This is a genomic window from Paracoccus cavernae (assembly GCF_042430175.1).
GTDB classification, from domain to species: domain Bacteria; phylum Pseudomonadota; class Alphaproteobacteria; order Rhodobacterales; family Rhodobacteraceae; genus Paracoccus; species Paracoccus cavernae.
Genome location: NZ_JBHMDZ010000020.1, coordinates 1 through 721, shown reverse-complemented (window position 1 = coordinate 721; position 721 = coordinate 1). Strand labels below are relative to the sequence as shown.

At 56.9% G+C, this 721-nt stretch carries 1 pseudogene; it reads left to right on the top strand.

The window, feature by feature from the left end:
• A pseudogene (locus ACFFUC_RS12450) lies at window positions 1–687 on the top strand (IS3 family transposase); the annotation flags it as partial.
• Between the last annotated feature and the right edge of the window lie 34 nt (window positions 688–721).

The following is a 721-nucleotide window of genomic DNA, read 5'->3' as shown; positions in this document are numbered from 1 at the left end:
TGTTGCGGGATGCCGGGTGGCAGGTGAACGACAAGCGTGTCGAGCGCTTGTGGCGACGAGACTGAGGAGGATCAGAAAACAGTCCGGGGGACTGTTTTCCCGACGAAGCTGAAAGTGCCAATCAAGCAACCCAAGAAGGGCCGGTTGTGGCTGAATGACGGATCCTGTGTCCGGCTGCGGCCGGAGTACCGGGATCATGTCTGGTCTTACGACTTCGTTCATTGCCGCACCGATGACGGTAAGGTGTTCCGGACGCTGAACATCCTCGATGAGTTCAGCCGTGAATGCCTGACGATCCGGGTGCGGCACAGGCTGAATTCGACAGATGTGATCGATGCGTTGACCGACCTGTTCATCTTGCGTGGCGTTCCCGCCTTCATTCGTTCCGACAATGGTCCGGAGTTTATAGCCTTGGCGGTTCGGGCCTGGATCGGCGCCGTCGGCGCTAAAACGGCTTACATCGAGCCTGGATCACCGTGGGAGAATGGTTACTGCGAAAGCTTCAACGCCCGCTTTCGCGATGAAATGCTGAACGGGGAAATCTTCTACAGCCTCCGCGAGGCGCAGATCCTGATCGAAGAGTGGAGGAAGCATTACAACACGAAACGACCACATAGCGCATTAGGCTATCGCCCGCCGGCTCCAGAAACCACCATCCCGATGGACCAAAGGCCGGTCATGCACTAACTTTTAAAACGGACCACTCAAGTGGGGCTGATCA